The sequence below is a fragment of the Pseudomonas sp. NBRC 111139 genome, assembly GCF_001753955.1.
GTDB lineage: Bacteria > Pseudomonadota > Gammaproteobacteria > Pseudomonadales > Pseudomonadaceae > Aquipseudomonas > Aquipseudomonas alloputida.
Window position 1 is genome coordinate 79,924 of the sequence record NZ_BCBP01000016.1, and the last position, 16,800, is coordinate 96,723.

15 protein-coding genes are annotated in these 16,800 nt (G+C 62.5%); 11 read left to right on the forward strand and 4 right to left on the reverse strand.

The window, feature by feature from the left end; genetic code table 11:
* Positions 1–42: 42 nt before the first annotated feature.
* Together BJQ17_RS02235 and BJQ17_RS02240 are read right to left on the reverse strand one after the other, a co-directional pair.
* On the reverse strand, positions 43–1,362 hold the full coding sequence (locus tag BJQ17_RS02235; protein WP_070095449.1) for an LLM class flavin-dependent oxidoreductase: 1,320 nt from the start codon (positions 1,360–1,362) through the stop codon (positions 43–45).
* A 58-nt stretch (positions 1,363–1,420) separates the two neighbouring features.
* On the reverse strand, positions 1,421–2,359 hold the full coding sequence (locus BJQ17_RS02240) for an ABC transporter substrate-binding protein (protein ID WP_004374412.1): 939 nt from the start codon (positions 2,357–2,359) through the stop codon (positions 1,421–1,423).
* 296 nt (positions 2,360–2,655) lie between these two features.
* On the opposite strand from BJQ17_RS02240, the gene BJQ17_RS02245 reads away from it, so the two are divergent.
* Positions 2,656–3,264 (forward strand): cysteine dioxygenase, encoded by a 609-nt coding sequence (locus BJQ17_RS02245; RefSeq protein ID WP_047602840.1) that lies wholly within the window; start codon positions 2,656–2,658, stop codon positions 3,262–3,264.
* Positions 3,261–4,844, forward strand: coding sequence for a rhodanese-related sulfurtransferase (locus BJQ17_RS02250; RefSeq protein WP_070095450.1), 1,584 nt, complete (start codon positions 3,261–3,263; stop codon positions 4,842–4,844). Before BJQ17_RS02245 ends, BJQ17_RS02250 begins: the two co-directional genes overlap by 4 nt.
* 192 nt (positions 4,845–5,036) lie before the next feature.
* Here BJQ17_RS02250 and BJQ17_RS02255 read toward each other — a convergent pair whose 3' ends face one another.
* Complete coding sequence (locus BJQ17_RS02255) at positions 5,037–5,843, reverse strand: membrane protein (RefSeq protein WP_019751605.1); 807 nt, start codon at positions 5,841–5,843, stop codon at positions 5,037–5,039.
* 656 nt (positions 5,844–6,499) lie between these two features.
* On the opposite strand from BJQ17_RS02255, the gene BJQ17_RS02260 reads away from it, so the two are divergent.
* The 9 genes from BJQ17_RS02260 (at position 6,500) to BJQ17_RS02300 (ending at position 15,541) form a co-directional block, all read left to right on the forward strand.
* Complete coding sequence (locus BJQ17_RS02260; protein ID WP_070095451.1) at positions 6,500–7,525, forward strand: ABC transporter substrate-binding protein; 1,026 nt, start codon at positions 6,500–6,502, stop codon at positions 7,523–7,525.
* Between the two features lie 38 nt (positions 7,526–7,563).
* Positions 7,564–8,589 carry an aromatic ring-hydroxylating dioxygenase subunit alpha gene (locus BJQ17_RS02265; protein WP_070095452.1) on the forward strand — a complete coding sequence of 342 codons (1,026 nt, stop codon included), beginning with the start codon at positions 7,564–7,566 and terminating at the stop codon, positions 8,587–8,589.
* A gap of 65 nt (positions 8,590–8,654) precedes the next feature.
* A complete protein-coding gene (locus BJQ17_RS02270; RefSeq protein WP_083285002.1) occupies positions 8,655–9,503 on the forward strand; it encodes an ABC transporter ATP-binding protein in 849 nt (282 codons plus the stop codon).
* An 85-nt stretch (positions 9,504–9,588) separates the two neighbouring features.
* On the forward strand, positions 9,589–10,317 hold the full coding sequence (locus BJQ17_RS02275; protein WP_029380638.1) for an ABC transporter permease: 729 nt from the start codon (positions 9,589–9,591) through the stop codon (positions 10,315–10,317).
* 38 nt (positions 10,318–10,355) lie between these two features.
* Entirely contained in the window at positions 10,356–11,786 is a 1,431-nt protein-coding gene (locus tag BJQ17_RS02280; protein WP_070095453.1) for an amidohydrolase family protein, read from the forward strand.
* Positions 11,783–12,727: a PDR/VanB family oxidoreductase gene (locus BJQ17_RS02285; RefSeq protein ID WP_070095454.1), complete on the forward strand. Its 945-nt coding sequence runs from the start codon at positions 11,783–11,785 to the stop codon at positions 12,725–12,727. Before BJQ17_RS02280 ends, BJQ17_RS02285 begins: the two co-directional genes overlap by 4 nt.
* Before the next feature lie 181 nt (positions 12,728–12,908).
* Positions 12,909–13,514 (forward strand): transcriptional regulator, encoded by a 606-nt coding sequence (locus tag BJQ17_RS02290; protein WP_004374393.1) that lies wholly within the window; start codon positions 12,909–12,911, stop codon positions 13,512–13,514.
* A 93-nt stretch (positions 13,515–13,607) separates the two neighbouring features.
* Positions 13,608–14,597 (forward strand): threonine/serine dehydratase, encoded by a 990-nt coding sequence (locus BJQ17_RS02295; protein WP_070095455.1) that lies wholly within the window; start codon positions 13,608–13,610, stop codon positions 14,595–14,597.
* Positions 14,594–15,541 carry an ornithine cyclodeaminase family protein gene (locus BJQ17_RS02300; protein WP_070095456.1) on the forward strand — a complete coding sequence of 316 codons (948 nt, stop codon included), beginning with the start codon at positions 14,594–14,596 and terminating at the stop codon, positions 15,539–15,541. The genes BJQ17_RS02295 and BJQ17_RS02300 overlap by 4 nt, the downstream gene beginning before the upstream one ends.
* Positions 15,542–15,554: 13 nt before the next feature.
* Here the strand turns inward: BJQ17_RS02300 and codA are convergent, their stop codons facing one another.
* Entirely contained in the window at positions 15,555–16,796 is a 1,242-nt protein-coding gene (gene codA, locus BJQ17_RS02305) for a cytosine deaminase (protein ID WP_070095457.1), read from the reverse strand.
* Between the last annotated feature and the right edge of the window lie 4 nt (positions 16,797–16,800).

Consider the following 16,800-nt stretch of genomic DNA (forward strand, 5'->3'; position numbering starts at 1 on the left):
GTAGGAACGGTTGTTAGCCGCGAAGAGGCCGGCCCAGGCGATCTAGCGGCCAGATCGCGGTATCGGCAACCCCAAACTTTTCCGAAGGGTCGTGCCCTCATACGCCGTGCGATACACCCCACGCGCCTGCAGCAACGGTACCACTTCTTCGGTAAACCGCCGGAACTGGCCAGGATGACCAATGTAGATATTGAACCCATCCAGCGCCCGCGCTTCGAACCACTCGGCCATCTTCGCCGCCACGGTTTCGGCCGAACCAACGAAGGCCCCTGGCCGCAACTGACGGCCAAACTCAACAGCCTGACGCAGGCTGAAGGCCTTGTCCCGCGCCTGGTCGGCAATCCGCTTGGCATTCGTGAAAAAGCTGCTCCGTGCAAACGCCAGGCTCTCTTGCGGGAACGGGGCATCCAGGTCGTACTGGCTGAAATCATGCCAGCCGAAGTTGCGCCCGAATTCCTTCAACGCCAGTTCGAAACTGTGGTCGGCCTGATGGTAATGGCGCTCGATCTCACGGGCGTGTGCGTCGTTGTCACCCACGTAGATCTCCGCGCCGGGCAATACCAACAACTGCTCCGGATCGCGGCCCAGGCGTGCGGCGCGGTGCTTGATGTCGCGGTAGAAGGCCTGGCCCTGCTCGATGCTGGCAGCGTGGGTGAACACCACATCAGCCGTGGCGGCCCCGAGCGCTCGGCCTTGTTCGGAATCGCCCGCCTGGAAGATCACCGGCTGCCCTTGGGGCGAGCGCTGGATGTTGAGCGGGCCGACGACCGAGAAATGCTTACCCTTGTGGTTGAGCGCATGCAGCTTGGTCGGGTCGAGGAACCGGCCACTGGCCCGATCACGGGGGAAAGCATCGTCTTCGTACGACTGCCAAAGCCCCTGCACGACGTGCACATGCTCCTCGGCACGGGCGTAACGGGTGTCGTAGTCATAATGCTCGTCGAGCCCGTAGTTACCGGCAGTGCCGGCATCGCCGCTGGTGACCACGTTCCACCCCGCACGGCCCTTGCTGATCAGGTCCAGCGAAGCCAGGCGGCGGGCGACGTTGAAGGGCGCGTTGTAAGAAGTGGTAAGGGTACCCACCAGGCCGATATGGCGGGTGCTGACCGCCAGAGCCGAGAGCAGGGTCAACGGTTCCAGCCGATTAAGATAGTGCGAAGGCGAGCCGGGGGTGATGAACTGGCTGTCGACGATGAACATCAGGTCGAACAACGCGGCTTCCGCCTGCCGGGCGATGGCGATGTACCAGTCGATGTTCACGCTGGCGTCGGCGGGCAGTTCGGGGTCGAGCCACAGGTTGTGCCGCCCCGGGCCGCCACTGCCCATGGTCAGGGCACCGAGTTTGATCTGTCGTTTGCTCATGGGGAATTCCTGTTGGAAGGTTCATATCTGAATGTCGCCGCGGTCCTTGCGCAGCGGCCTAGTTATTGGCGAATGCTGCGTTGAACGAGGTATCGAACAGGCTTTGCGCCGGGTATGCCTTGATCAGCCCGAGCCCGGAGAAGAAGTCCACGGTTTTCTGCGCATCGGCGATCACCTGCGGGTCCAGCGGCGCGAGGTCGGTGCGTGCACGGGCGAACCAGGCACGGGCGATGTCCCGATCAGCACGGGTGAGCTTGGCCCACGCGTCGGCGTAGGCCTCGGTATTGGCGGGGGCGCTCAAGGTCCAGTCACGGGCCTTTTTCAGGCGCTGGAGGAAATCGGCGATCTGCGCACGCTTGAGTTCCACCGCCTTGCTGTTGGCGACCACGAAGCTCTGCGCCGGGATTACCCCATCGGCGGTGGCCAGCACCCGAGCGCCTTGCCGCTCCTGCTGAGTGACGTAAGGCTCCCAAGTGGCGATCACATCCACCGAACCACCGTCCAAGGCGTGGGATGCATCCAGCGCACTGAGGTAACGCAGTTCCACGGCATCACGCGGCACGCCGGCCTTGTCCAGGGCACTGAACAGCAATTGCTGGCTCCACGAGCCTTTCCAGATGGCCGCGCGCTTGCCGCGCAGGTCCTGCAGGCTGTGGATCGGCGAATCCTTGCGCGCCAGGATGGCCACGCCTTCGAGGTTCTGCCGGCTGACCGCAATCACCTTGATCGGCGCCCCCAAAGCACCGAGGAACAGGGGCGGCGCGTCGCCCAGCAGGCCAATATCGAGACTGCCGACGTTGAGCGCTTCGGCCACCGGGGAGCCTGCGGTGAACTGCTTCCATTCCAGGGTGTAAGGCAGTTGTTCCAGCACGCCGGCGGCTTCCATCACTGCACGCGCGTTGTAACTCTGGTCACCGACCACCAGGGTCTGGGCGGCGGCGGCAAGGCTGAAAGTGGTGGCCAACACGGTGGCGGCCAGCTGTTTGAAGTAACGCACGTTCGTCTCCAGATACCCGCTTGGGGCATGTGAGGCGATCCGCGCGTGCGGTCTCGTCTGTGGTTGTTTATAGCCCCGAGGTATTAACGGGGTGCTTTTTATAATCTAATCAGTGTTACGCATCCTGTGAAATGCACGTTGGGCATATCCTCATGCCTTTCACTGCGGCAATTTCAAAACAAACGGTCAATTCTGTAAATGCATTATTTGCATATTAGCTTATGTTTATTTTGCATTTTGAGAATAGAAAAAAGGTTTGCTAGGGTTAACTGAAACCTGAGAGCAGAGCCTGAACCATGACCGAACCCCTGCACCCGCAGCGCTTGCGCCACTTCATTGACCACCTCGCCGCGCTGCTTGACCAACAGCCTGACGAAGTCACCCTGCTCGACGCAGGCCAAGGCCTGCTGGCCGAGCTGGTCGCCCATGACGACTGGCTGCCGGACGACCTCGCCCAGCCCGACCCACAGCGCTATCAGCAATACCTGCTGCACTGCGACTCGCGCCAACGTTTCTCGGTGGTGAGCTTCGTGTGGGGCCCGGGGCAGCAAACACCGATCCACGACCACCGGGTCTGGGGGCTGATCGGCATGCTGCGCGGTGCCGAGCACGCTCAGGGCTTCGTGCGTGACGCCAAGGGCGCTTTGTTGCCAGAGGGCGCCCCCCTACGCCTGGTACCCGGCCAGGTGGAAGCGGTGTCGCCGCGCATCGGCGACATTCATCAGGTGAGCAATGCGTTCGCCGACCAGGTATCGATCAGCATTCACGTCTATGGCGGCAACATCGGCGCCGTCAAGCGCGCGGTGTACGCCTTGGACGGCAGCGAAAAACCGTTTGTCTCCGGCTATTCCAATACCCGCCTGCCAAACATCTGGGACCTGTCCAAAGAGAACCCTGCCCCATGAGCACCGTCACCACCCGCCGTTACCACGACATCCGCCGTGCTTTACTGGCCCAGGAGGAGCTGGCCCTGATCGACGTCCGCGAAGAAGACCCTTTCGCCCAGGGCCATCCGCTGTTCGCGGCCAACATACCCCTGTCGAAGCTGGAGCTGGAAATCTTCGCCCGCGTTCCCCGGCGGGACACCGCCCTCACCGTCTACGATGACGGTGAGGGGCTCGCCGCCGTCGCCGCGCAGCGCTTACTGGCCCTGGGCTACATCAATGTTGCCGTGCTCGATGGCGGCCTCGCCGGCTGGCGCGCTGCGGGCGGCGAGTTGTTTCGCGATGTCAACGTGCCAAGCAAAGCTTTCGGCGAACGGGTGGAAAGCGTGCGCCACACGCCTTCGCTGGCTGCCGAACAGGTCAAGGCGCTGCTTGATGGACAGGCCAATGTGGTGGTCCTCGATGCCCGCCGCTTCGACGAATACCAGACCATGAGCATCCCCGGCGGCATCAGCGTGCCTGGCGCCGAACTGGTGCTGCGCGTGGCCGAACTGGCGCCTGACCCGGCGACCCAGGTGATCGTCAACTGTGCCGGGCGCACCCGTAGCATCATCGGCACCCAGTCGCTGATCAATGCCGGCATTCCCAATCCGGTGGCGGCCCTGCGCAATGGCACCATCGGCTGGACCCTGGCGGGGCAGCAACTGGCTCATGGTCAGGACCGCCGCTTTGCCGAGGTGGGTGCGGGTACCCGCGCCAACGCCGCCGGCCAGGCCCGGGCGGTAGCAGACCGCGCCGGCGTGCTGCGCCTGGACCGCGCCGGGCTGGGCCAGTGGCAGGCCGACACGCAGCGCACCCTCTACCTGTTCGATGTGCGTACGACCGAGGAATACAGCGCCGGCCATCTGCCGGGCAGCCGCTCGGTGCCCGGCGGGCAACTGGTTCAAGAGACCGACCACGTCGCCAGTGTGCGCGGGGCGCGCATCGCGCTGGTGGACGACGATGGCGTGCGCGCCAACATGAGCGCCTCGTGGCTGGCACAGATGGGCTGGCAGGTCGCTGTGGTCGACGGGCTGACTGCAGCGGACTTCAGCGACCGGGGTGAATGGCAACCGCCGCTGCCCGAATTGCCGGATGCCAGCGAAATAACCGTCGAGCAACTGGCCAGCTGGCTTCAGGAAGACGGCACCGTAGTGCTGGACTTCACCGCCAGTGCCAATTACGTCAAGCGCCATATCCCGGGCGCGTACTGGGCGATCCGTGCCCAGCTGGCCGACGCCCTGGAACGGCCGCCCGAGGCCCGCCGTTACGTGTTGACCTGTGGCAGCAGCCTGCTGGCACGTTTCGCCGCGCGCGACCTGCAGACGCTGACCCGCACGCCGGTTTACGTGCTCGCAGGAGGCACCGCACGCTGGATCGCCGCCGGTCTACCATTGGAAGGCGGTGAGGCCCGCCTTGCCGTACCGCGCAGCGATCGCTACCGGCGTCCCTATGAAGGCACAGACAACCCACATGAGGCGATGCAGGGCTACCTGGACTGGGAATTTGGCCTGATTGCGCAGCTTGAGCGCGATGGCACTCATGGTTTCAGGGTGCTTTGAATCGTATCCACGGTGGTATTTGAAACGACGCGCTGGATCGAAAGCGGGCTTGGACGGCCAGCTGCTTTCGACCCAGATGCTTTACAAGGGTAATAACCGTTGCTGGTCGGCCCTCGTCGATACTCAACACTTGATGTTTGATGATCTACGGGGCCTGGACCAGATATTCAGTGGTACGTCTGAAACATCACATTAGAAATGCACCTTGATCAATGCACTCAACGCGTTCTGATCGGTCGGAAAACCGTGGCTGTCTTCGATGCCATATTTGTCGGACCAATAGTCCCACTCGATTCCCGCATAGAAACGCGCCGGCGCTTGCCCCATCGCCTTACCGACGTCGTACTTGATCTGGGGGTTGAAGTGGAAACTCTTGGCTACATAGTTCGAGGTACCCTTCGTGCCCACATCATTGACGTACCACTCCAGATAACCGTCGAACAAAATGTCTGAGCGCCCGAGCGGTATCGTCATCGCCCAGGTCGGGTTGATCTGCCACTGTCCAGACGCTTTGCCGGTTATCCCATCGGGCTTGCGGTAGTAAGTGTTCAGTGAAAAACGATCAAAACCAGGCAGGTTCAGGTCAACAGCGGGCCCAAGCAGGTACTTTCGATTGCGCCCTTCTCCGCGCTCATAGGTGGCAGCGATCAACACATCCTTGACGATGCCATAGCTAAGACGGTGGCCACTGATTTTGCCCAGCGACAGTCGCGGTGAAAACTCGCCGTAATAGGTATAGCCATCGTTGCCGGACAAGCCGTTGGACCACTTGTTATCGACGAACAAGAACATGTCGCCCCAGGTCCAGCCACTGGCGTGCTCAAAGGTGATGGTTTGCTGGATATCGTTGCCGGTGCCATCGACTTTATAACCGTGCCCGTAGAGGTAGCTTAGGCTGTTGTTGCTCCACATCAGCGGATTCGCCTGGGCACTGCCAGTGGCCAGCGCGCAGAGTGGGACGACGCTGTGAAGCAGCCAGGAAAGAGCGTTCGGTTTCATTTGCATCCCTTGGGTCGTGATTGTTGGTTTTCGCCAGCAAGGGTATGCAGCAGCGGACGACCTCTCCTCTGGCCCCGGCTCATGCCGAGGCGCCACCCTTGCCGGGGGGAGCGGCGCGAGGCCGCCAGAGCAATGTCCCATGCCAACTTTTGGCACTGACCGCTTCTACTCGAGTTAGCGCAAAGCAGGGCGCGTGCCAACTAATCGGATACACGTAATTTGCTTATTGTGAGCAATCCTCAGGATCAATGAACACCATCCCATCAGAACATTGCGCACTTTATTAGTGCTCAATCGGTACGTTCTGCACCTTCTCAACTCACGCGTCAGTCCAGGCCCCCTCGGATGCGGGTCGCTACACCGCAAAGTCAGCGGCTTCATGAAATTGGCATGCTTCTGGCTTCTTGTATCAGCGAGTAGAAGCGGTCAGTGCCAGGCATGGCATGGGGCATTGCTCTTGCGTCCTTCGGGGCGTACATCCGAGCGGATGTTTGAACGAGGCTATGGCAGCCCCGGGCAAGAGAGCAATGTCAGTCGCCAGTTCACGCCCTTTTGCTTCGCGACGCCATTCTCTTCCCACGTTCTCTCCGCCCGGCTCCTTCGCTGTCGCGCTATCCGGCGCACGGTGGTTTTTGAATCGGGGTGAAGAACACATGATGAAAACGCGTTTGGCCTTGGCTCGCCCGCTACGCTCGCTGTTGGCAGCAGCGTTGCTCCCCACCACGCTGACGATCGCTCCGCTGGCGATCGCTGGCGACAAAGTCGTGTTGCTGACCTCTTGGTATGCTCAGGCCGAACAGGGCGGCTTCTACCAGGCACTGGCCGATGGGTTGTACGAAAAGGAAGGCCTGGATGTGTCCATCCGCATGGGGGGACCACAGGTCAATGGCATGCAACTGCTGGTCAGCAAGCAAGCTGATTTCATCGTCAACTATGACCTGCAGATTCTAAAAAGTGTCGAGCAAGGCCTGCCAGTGGTCGCAGTGGCTGCGCCCTTCCAGGGAGACCCGCAAGGGTTGATGACCCACGCGGACGTCAGCGGACTTGATGGGCTTGGCGGCAAGCCTGTGCTGGTGTCCACCTCGGGCCAGCAAACCTGGTGGCCCTGGCTGAAGGGTAAATATCAATTGGCTGACAACCAGGCGCGGCCTTACACCTTCAACCTGCAACCCTTTCTAGCCGACCCGCAAACCACACAACAGGCGTATGCCAGCTCGGAACTGTTCCAGGCGATAAAGGCAGGCGTGACCCCTAACTTTTTCCTCTTCGCAGATGCCGGTTATCCACCCTACGGATCCACCGTGGTCACCCGTCAAGACATCATCGCTCAGCACCCGGAGCGGGTAGCAGGTTTCGTGCGCGCCTCCATGGAGGGGTGGAAGCGCTATCTGGATGACCCCAGCGCCGGCAATGCACTGATCAAGCGCGACAACCCCAACATGACCGATGAACTGCTGGCCTGGGGCGTCTCGACCCTCAAGCAGTACCGCCTGGTCACGGGTGGAGAGGCTGCAACCCAGGGGATCGGCACCATGAATGACAGCCGCTGGCAAGCGACCCGCGACTTCATGGTCGAGGCGGGTCTGCTCGGTCCCGACGCACCTTGGCGCAACGCTTACACCACGCGCTTTGTGCAAGACCTGAAGGTACTCCCTGAGGCCGAGCAGGTCGGCAGCCGCTGAACACCCTAACAAGCTCAACGCTGTGAGGAATCCTGATTATGTTGGTTACCAAACAACCTGTATTGCGCCGTTTCTGGTATGCCCTGCTACCTATGACAGCCCTCGAAGACGGCCCCAAGCCATTCACCCTGCTGGGTGAAGCGCTGGTGTTGTGGAAGCGTCCCGATGGTACCCCGGTGGCAATGCAGGACCGCTGCTGCCACCGCACCGCCAAACTGTCCAAAGGCTTCGTCAGTGCTGAGGGCAATATCGCCTGCGGGTACCACGGCTGGGAATACGACTGCACTGGCACATGCGTGAAGATCCCGCAGAATCCCACCGGCGCTATTCCTCCGGGTGCCGCGGTGAAGGCTTATCACTGCCAGGAGAAGTACGGCTATGCCTGGGTCAGCCTGGACGACCCGCTACAACCGATCCCTGAGTTCCCGGAAGACGGCACCCCTGGTTACAGACGCATCTTCCAGTTTTACGAAGAGTGGAAGACCAGCCCGCTGCGGGTCATGGAGAACTCCTTCGACAACTCGCACTTTTCCTTCGTGCACAAGGCCAATTTCGGCTTGTTCGACCAGCCCCAACCGGCCAGTTACGAATTTCGCGAAACCGATTATGGCTTCGAAGCCGAGACCCGCGTGCCGATCCGCAACCCCGAGGCAAGCTTCCGTATCACCGGTACCACCGAGCCAATCACCCAGCGGCACCTGCTCAACCGCTATTACCTGCCCTTCTCTCGGCGCTTTGGCTGCATGTATCCGGACAGTGGCATCCATCACATCATCTACAACTGCGCCACGCCCATCGACGACAACCGACTGATGCTCGTGCAGTGGTTGTATCGCAACGACAGCGAAGAGCAATGCTCGACCCAGGAACTGATCGACTGGGACGCGGCGATCACAGCCGAAGACCGCGACATCCTGGAAGCCACCGATCCTGACGCCTGTGTCGACACCCGCCGCAGGGTGGAACTGCACATGCCATCGGACAAGCCTGGGTTGGTTATTCGCCGGCAACTACTGGGTCTGCTTGAAGCCCATGGCGAGAGCGAAGTGTTCCTCAGCCACTGACACTTGCCCAACGCCCCGGTGCGCCGGGGCATTCACCACCGCTCATGACCCACGGGGAGAGCGCTATGTTGATGCAGACCCTATCCAAGGCCGGCGTCCAGCCGCAGGCCCTGCCGAACACCCTCGGTGTGGACACCCCTTTGTTCGCCAATCAGGTGGAAAAAACCTACAGCAATGGCACCCATGCCTTGAGCCGCGTGAAACTGGCGATTGAACGCGGCGAGTTCGTCTCGCTCTTGGGCCCGTCGGGGTGTGGCAAAAGCACCCTGCTGAAAATGTTCGCCGGGCTCGAACAGCCCTCCGCCGGCCATGTGCGCTGGTGGGGCAAGGATGCCCCGGGTACGGACCACCACACAGGCACACCGGGGCGCAGTTTGGCCATGGTGTTCCAGGAAGCCACCCTGATGCCATGGGCCAAAGTGCACGACAACGTGCGCTTGCCCCTGGACTTGGCTGGCGCCCCCAAGGCCCAGAGCCAGCCCAAGGTGCAAGCCGCCCTGGAACTGGTGGGGCTGGGCAAGTTCGGCGACGTTTACCCGCGGGAGCTCTCCGGCGGTATGCAGATGCGCGCCTCTATTGCTCGGGCATTGGCCACCGAACCCAATCTGCTGCTGATGGACGAACCCTTCGGCGCCCTGGACGAGTTCACCCGCAACAAGCTCGATAGCGACCTGCGCCAGCTCTGGCTCCAGCGCGACCTGACGGTGGTATTCGTGACCCACAGCATCTTCGAGGCGGTGTACCTGTCTTCGCGGGTGGTCGTGATGGGCGCGCGTCCCGGTCGAGTGATCGCCGATGTAATCATCGACGGCCCACGGGAACGCGACGAGGCATACCGTACTTCGCCGGCTTTCATCGAGCAATGCGCGCACCTGTCCCGACTCCTGGCCCAGGCCAATGGCGACCCTTCCTGAGAGCATCATCATGAGCCGACCCTCTACTCCCTGGCTACGCCACCCTTCTGTACTACGCATCGCTTCACCACTACTGGTTGGCGCCTTGCTGCTCGGCGTCTGGCAACTGGCATGCATCGCCTGGAAAGTCCCGGTGTACCTGGTACCGTCACCGGCCGATATCGGCCGCACCCTGGTCGCTGATGGCCCGATGCTGCTGGGGGCACTGTGGATGACCCTGAAGATCACCTTCCTGTCATTCGCCCTCGCCGTGATCATCGGCACGCTGGCGGCGTTCGTGTTCGTGCAGAGCCGCGTCGTGGAGGCCAGTCTGTTTCCCTACGCGATTCTGCTGCAGGTCACGCCGGTCGTGGCCATCGCGCCGCTGATCATCATCTGGTGCAGCGACACGACCTTGGCGTTGGTGATCTGCGCCACGCTGGTAGCGATCTTCCCGATCATCGCCAACACCGTCCTGGGCCTGCGCAGCGTCAACCCTGGCCTGCTCAACCTGTTCCACCTGAACCGTGCCAGCCGCTGGCAAGTGCTGTTGCGCCTGCGCATTCCCAGCGCCTTACCGTGCTTTTTCGCTGGCCTGCGCATCGCCAGCGGCTTGGCATTGATCGGCGCGGTGGTGGCCGAGTTCGTCGCCGGTACGGGCGGCACGGGTGCGGGCCTGGCGTATCAGATCCTGCAAGCGGGATTCCAGCTCAACATCCCCCGCCTATTCGCCGCCCTGGTGTTGATCGCCCTGACCGGCGTGGCGCTGTTCAGCCTGATGGCGTTGCTGGCGCGCTTGAGCCTGCGCCACTGGCACGAAAGCGAACTGGGCTGACTTCCATGCAAAACGCCGTACTGCCTATGGAGACGAACATGAAACACAGCAACAGCTGGCTGATCCGTAACGCCAGCGCCATCCTCACTGGCCTGCGCGGCGGCGCCGCGCGCCATGTCGGGCCGGACATCCGTATCACCCAGGGGCGTATCGCCGCCCTGGGCTCGCTGCAACCGTTACCAGGTGAGCAAGTGCTCGATGCCACCGATTGCGTGGTGTATCCAGGCTGGGTGAACACCCATCACCATCTGTTCCAGTCCTTGCTCAAGGGCATTCCCGCTGGCATCGACCAGAGCCTCGGTGCCTGGTTGGGGGCCGTGCCCTATCGCTATCGCGGGCTGTTCGATGAGCACAGTTTTCGCTTGGCCGCACGGGTCGGGCTGGTGGAGCTGGCCCGTTCCGGCTGCAGCACGGTGGCCGACCATCATTACCTGTACTTGCCAGGCATGGCCTTCGACAGCGCACAGATCCTCTTCGAAGAAGCCGAGCGCCTGGGGCTGCGTTTCGTCCTTTGCCGGGGCGGCGCAACCCAGGTACGTCAGGCGGAAGGCCCCGCGACGGCCGGACCTGAGACCCTCACGCAGTACCTGGACGATGTTCAGCGCTTGGTGCAGGTCTACCATGATCCCGCCGATGATGCCTGGCGCCGTGTGGTAATGGCGCCGACCAGCCCGCCCTACTCAATGCCGCCCGAGCACCTGCGGGAGACCGCCCGCACCGCACGCCGCCTGGGCATCCGCCTGCACAGCCATCTGAGCGAAACCGTGGAGTACCAGAACGAAGTCCATGATCGCCACGGCCTCTCGCCCGTGGTGTTCTGCGCGGAGCAGGAATGGCTCGGGCCGGACGTGTGGTTCGCGCACCTGGTCAAGCTGAGCGCCGAAGAAATCCAGCTGCTGGGCGCCACCGGCACCGGCATCGCCCACTGCCCACAAAGCAATGGCCGGCTTGGCAGTGGTATCGCAGATATCGTTGCCATGGAGGCTGCAGGCATGTCGGTTTCGATCGGCGTGGATGGCGCTGCCTCCAACGAAGCCTGCGACATGATCAGCGAAACCCACGCCGCCTGGCTGATGCAAAGGGCCAAGGCCGGCGAACGCGCCATGGCCCGCCATGCTGGCGGCGATCTGGAGGGCGGTGCCCATGTCGCCAGCGTGGAGGACGTTGTGCGCTGGGGCACAGCAGGTGGCGCCCAGGTGCTGGGCCTGGACGCCATCGGCACGCTGCAGGTCGGCATGGCGGCGGACTTGGCGATCTACCGCCTCGATCAGCCCCGCTACTTCGGTCTGCATGATCTGGGCATCGCGCCAGTGGTTGGCGGTGGCCGTCCGACGCTGCGGGCATTGCTGGTGGGCGGCCGCCTGAGCGTGGAAAACGATGCGCTTCCTGGCTTGGACCTCGCCGAACTGGGCAGCCAGGCGCGGCAGGCTGTACTTCGCCTGCAACAGGCCGCGGGGGTACGCGCATGAGCTGGACGCCTCTGCAGGTGCGGGCCCTGCGCCTTGAAGCCGACGACGTGCTAGGTGTGGAACTGGCCCCGCCGAGTCCTGCTCCCCTGCCCTTCGACTGGGCACCCGGTGCTCATGTGGACCTGCGCCTGGGCAATGGCGTGGTACGCCAATACTCAGTGGTCAGCCTGCCCGAGGACGGTCATGTCTACCTGGGCATCAAGCGCGAAAAAGCCTCCCGCGGCGGCTCGCAATGGCTGCACGAGCACCTGCGGCTGGGTGCCCGGGTGGAAGTGGGCCTGCCGCGCAACCTCTTTAGCCTGCAACCTGGCACAGGACCGGTCGTCTTGGTGGCCGCAGGCATAGGAATCACGCCACTGCTCGCCATGTACCGGCAATGCCAAGCGCAAGGTCGGTCGGTGCGCTTGCTGTTTTTCACCCGCGATGCCAAACAGGTGCCCTTTGTCCAGTACCTCGATGCGGATACCGAGGTTCATGGAGGCTTGCGCGCCCCGATGATCGCCGGGTACCTGGAGGAACACCTGCCGGCCTGGGACGGCAGCGCAAGCCTCTATTGCTGTGGCCCTGCAGGTTTCATGGATTGTGTTGAGCACGTCGCGCTGGCAAGCGGCTGGCCAACCACGGCGCTTCATCGCGAACATTTCCAGGCCGCAGAGCCCACCTTGCACGTCGAGCGTCACTGCACGCTGGTGCTACAGCGCAGTCGTCTCCAGGTCGAGGTGCAACCGGGCGAAAGTTTGGTACAAGCAGCATCGCGGGCTGGCGTGGAGCTACCCGTGTCATGTGGGATGGGTATCTGCGGCGCCTGTGTCAGCCGGGTCATCGATGGGGCGCCTGATCACCGCGACGAGTACCTCAGCGATGCCCAGCGCAACAGCGGAGAATGGATAACGCCCTGCGTATCGGGCTGCCGCAGCGCCCGGTTGGTGCTGGACGTTTGACCATCGCCCGCAGCTGCCCAACGGCTGACGGCAGCTGCGCACGCAAAACCGCTGACGCAGTCAATGGCCGAGGCGAGCGGCTCGCAGCCAGGACTTGATCCTGACCCGGTAAAGCTCCGTCTTGTGCCCAGGATTCTCTAGGGCCACCATAGGCGATCTTCAATAGATCATTGGCTAATGCATGACACTGGAAAATTACCAGGCAATCGCTGAAAGCATTGCCCTGCTGCTGTACCCCCACGCGGAAGTCGTCATTCATGAGATACGCGGCCAGACAATCGTTCATATCGCCAATAATTTCTCACATCGCAAGCTCGGCGATGATTCAGCACTCGGTTCAGAACTGGGTGACCTTTTGAAGGGTACCAACCTTGGTCCCTACGAGAAGCTCAACTGGAACGGTCAGAAGGTCCGCTCGATCAGTGCTGTGCTGCACAATTCGCAAGGCGAAGCCGAGTATCTGATGTGCATCAATCTGAACGTGTCGGTGCTGGAACAGGCGCGTGTGGCATTGGATGCGTTCTTCCAGATGAGTCGGCTGGAGCCGCAACCGGATGCGTTGTTCCGCAACGATTGGCAGGAGCGCATCAACACCTTCCTGCAAGCGTGGCTGCAAGCGCATAACCTGTCGCTGCAGACCTTGAAGATGAAAGACAAACGCAACCTTGTCCTGGCCTTGCATGCCGAGGGTGCATTCGAGGGGCGCAGCGGCGCCGATTACGTTGCCAACGTCCTCAGCATGGGGCGGGCCACCGTGTACAAATACCTGAAGGAAGTCAGGGCCTAGGCGGTATTGCCTGGCTGTAGGCACACGCTCTTGCTGCTGGTGGAATATTATTCTATTGTGGACAAATTATCCATACGCCTGCAAGGACCCGTCATGCCAGCCACCCCGTCCGTTGATGCCCAGTTCCTTGATACATTGCACCAAAACATTCAGGACGCCCATGCGGCGCTCCGCCCGGCCGTCAGCATTACCCCGCTCTTGCACAGCGCTCGTTTGTCGGCACTGACCGGCTGTGAAGTGCTGCTCAAATGCGAACACCTGCAGCACACCGGTTCATTCAAGTTTCGCGGTGCCAGCAACAAGATGCGCCTGCTGCCGGCCGAGGCGCGCAAGCAGGGGGTGATAGCCGCCTCATCCGGTAACCACGGGCAGGCCCTGGCCCTGGCCGGCAAGATGGCGGGCGTGCCAGTGAAGGTCTACACCACCACGGGCGCATCGGCATACAAAACAGAGGCAATGCGTATGCTGGGCGCCGAAGTGGTCTGCCTGCCCACCGACCCGCTGAGTGCAGAGCTGGAAGCCGCCAGGCAAGCCAAGGCCCACGGCGTACCCTTCGTATCCCCCTACAACGACCTGCAAGTCATTGCCGGCCAGGGCACCATAGGCGTGGAGTTGTTCGAGCAGGCGCCAGACCTGGACGCGGTGTTCGTCGCCGTGGGCGGTGGCGGGATGATTTCCGGTATCGGCGCCGCCCTGCGCGTCCTCAAGCCGGGCACTGAGATCATCGGCTGCTGGCCGGCGAATGACCCAACGCTGCAGCAATCACTCAAGGCTGGTGAAATCATCGAATTGGATGCCTGCGAAACGCTGTCGGACGGCACGGCTGGCGGCGTCGAGCCAGGCTCGATCACCTTCCCGCTTTGCCAGGCGCTGCTCACCGATACCGTGCTGGTCAGCGAGGACGAAATCCGCTGCGCCATGCGCGACATCGCCAGCAGTGAGCGCTGGATCATCGAAGGCGCTGCAGCGGTTGCGGTCGCCGGCATGCAGAAGCTCGCCGAACGCTATCAGGGCAAGCGTGTCGCGGTGATCCTGTGTGGCCGTAACATCCTGCTGGAGAAGTTCCTCGAGGCTGTTCAATGAGGGTCTTCAGCAAGGCGCAGATCATCGCTCGCTTCAACCCCGAGCTCGCGGTCAGCCAACTGGAGGAAGGCTTCATCGCCTACTCCGAAGGCAAGGTGCAGGTGCCGCCCGTGCAGGGCTTCGCATTCAAGGGCGCGAACGGTGACTGTTGCGTGAAGTCGGCCTACATCGAAGGCAGCCCGACCTTCACCGTCAAGCTTTCGACAGGCTTCTACGACAACCCGTCCAAGGGCCTGCCGAGCAATGATGGCTTGATGCTTGTGTTGTCTGCACACACCGGTCAGCCGCTGGCACTGCTGCAGGACCAAGGCTGGCTGACTGCCATGCGCACCGCATTGGCCGGGCGTATCGCCGCCCGGCTGCTGGCGCCGGCCCGGGTCAAGGCCATTGGCATCCTCGGCACCGGCATGCAGGCGCAGATGCAGCTTGAGCAGCTTCGCGCGGTGACCGATTGCCGCCAGGTCATTGTCTGGGGCCGGCATGAACGCGGGCTTGCGGCCTATACCGCATTTGCCCGCGAACTGGGCTTCGGGGTGCACAGCACGCAGGATGCTGCCGAGGTTGCGGGCGCGGCAAACCTGATCGTCTGCACCACGCCTTCTCGCCAGGCGCTGTTGCACAGCGATTGGGTCCAGCCGGGCACGCATATCACCGCCGTCGGTGCCGATGCGCCCGGCAAGCAGGAACTGGACCCGGCACTGGTGGCAAGGGCAGACCGTATCATCGTCGACGCCATCGCCCAGTGCAGCCAGTACGGCGAAGTGGCCCATGCCCTCGGCAGTGGCCGGATCGACGCTAACCAGCTGATCGAGCTGGGTACGCTACTGGCTGGCCGTGCCAAGGGGCGTGAGCACGACAGCCAGATTACCTTGGCGGACCTGACCGGTGTGGCAGTGCAGGATGCACAAGTCGCAAGCTACGCCTTGGCAGCCCTGTGCACCTGAGGCGACAACAGCGTCAGCGCAAACGTTGCACCTGCGCTGGCGTGCGCTGCATCAGCACCTTGCCATTGCGTACCGACACCAACGCGTGCCCCTGGCTGCGCACCATCTCGTAATCATCCGGCGCCGACAGCAGCAACAGGTTCGCCAGCCGCCCTACCTCTATGCCATAGCGCTCGCCCAGGTTCAGGGTGCGGGCGCTGTTGTCGGTAATCAGGTCCAGGCAGCGCTGCAGGTCTTCATAGCCGAGCATGTGACAGATGTGCAGGCCGGCTTCGAGAATGCGCAGGATATTGCCATTGCCCAGTGGGTACCACGGGTCGACGATGGAGTCCTGGCCGAAGCACACGTTCATGCCGGCGCGGTCGATCTCGGCCACGCGGGTCACGCCACGACGCTTCGGGTAGTTGTCGAAGCGCCCTTGCAGGTGAATGCTCTCGGTCGGGCACGACACGAAGTTGATGCCCGACAGCTTGAGCAGGCGGAACAGCTTGTAGCAATACGCATTGTCATACGAGCCCATGGCCACGGTGTGGCTGGCCGTGACCCGGGCCCCCATGCCGCGTACCCGCGCTTCTTCGGCCAACACTTCGAGGAAGCGTGATTGCGGGTCGTCGGTCTCGTCGCAGTGCACGTCCACCAGGCAGCCGGTGCGCTCGGCCAGGTCCATCAGGAACTTCACCGACGATACCCCCTGGTCGCGGGTATTTTCGAAATGCGGAATGCCGCCGACGACGTCGGCGCCAATCGCCACGGCTTCAGTCATCAGCGCCCGGCCGTTGGCGTACGACTCGATGCCCTCCTGCGGGAAGGCGACAATCTGCAGGTCGATCAGCTCCCGCACTTCGTCACGCACCTCGACCATGGCCTTGAGCGCGGTGAGTTTCGGGTCGGTCACATCGACATGGGTGCGCACATGCTGGATACCGTGGTCCACCAGCATGCCGATGGTTTTTTTCGCACGGGTCTTGATGTCGTCGTGGGTGGTGATTTCCTTGCGCTCCGACCAGCGCTCGATGCCTTCGAACAACGTGCCGCTCATGTTCCACTTCGGCTCACCTGCGGTCAGCGTGGCATCTAGGTGAATGTGCGGCTCGACAAAGGGCGCGACCACCAGGTTTTGCCCGGCGTCCAGGTCATTGCCCGTAGCGGGCGCCACGACGTCGGTCTGGGGCACGATGGCGGCAATGCGCTCGCCGTTCAGTTCGACGCGGAACAGGCCAGGCTTGCCGCGCAGGCGTGCGTTGATGATGTTCATGCTG